The following is a 207-nucleotide window of genomic DNA, read 5'->3' as shown; positions in this document are numbered from 1 at the left end:
GCACATCTATGGATTCCAATTCAAGCAGCTTTTTGGCTTTATGATTGATAATCTCAAACGTTTCCTGTTCGGTGTATACAATTACGGCATCATCTATATTATGAACAATCGATTCCAACTGCATTTGAAGCAGTTTTGAACGGTACATTTCATCGCTTAATTCTTTAACCATCTGGTATAGCGATTGTATGTAGCGAATGGGAATAT

The 207-nt window shown here is 36.2% G+C and carries 1 protein-coding gene; it reads right to left on the bottom strand.

The genetic code is table 11. From position 1 onward, the window contains the following. A partial coding sequence (locus tag LKX83_RS33745) for a hypothetical protein (protein ID WP_227887695.1) occupies positions 1-207 on the bottom strand: 207 nt, incomplete at both ends.

It is taken from the genome of Cohnella baijiui (assembly GCF_020731285.1).
Lineage (GTDB): Bacteria > Bacillota > Bacilli > Paenibacillales > Paenibacillaceae > Cohnella.
This window is presented reverse-complemented; position numbering and strand designations above follow the sequence as displayed.